General features: G+C 62.2%; 1 pseudogene. It reads left to right on the forward strand.

The window, feature by feature from the left end:
* A pseudogene (locus tag ACL02S_RS24215) lies at positions 1 to 463 on the forward strand (hypothetical protein); the annotation flags it as partial.

Genomic DNA, 463 nt, shown 5'->3' on the forward strand with positions numbered 1-463 from the left:
GGTCAACAAGGTCAAACTGGAAATCAATCTGCCGCAGAACATCGACAGTAATATCGGCTCGTCCATGGGTGGTTCCGTCTTCGCCTACGAATCGCACTATTGCGCCGCCGACCGCCCGAACAATCCGACCGCACTGGCCTGCGGCTGGATCTCCTCCGGTATCAGGGTCTTCGACGTCCGCGACCCGTTTGCCATCCGCGAGATCGCCTACTACAACCCACCCGCTCGCACCGGGCAGAACCTCAGCCTGTGGAACTCGCCCCACGCACTCGCCTCGATCATCGGCGTCCCGCTGATGAGCACACCGCCTGTCATCCGTGCCGTACTGGAAGGACAGTTCAACCCGCTCGACTTCACCACCCCACGCACCGGCCGCCTCGCTTTCGGGGACATGTCCACGGACTGGTGCTTCTCACCGCCGGAATGGCGCGGTTCGCAACTCTATGTCGCCTGCTCGGACAAC

It is taken from the genome of Nocardia spongicola (genome assembly GCF_047200775.1).
In the GTDB taxonomy this organism is placed as follows: Bacteria; Actinomycetota; Actinomycetes; order Mycobacteriales; family Mycobacteriaceae; genus Nocardia.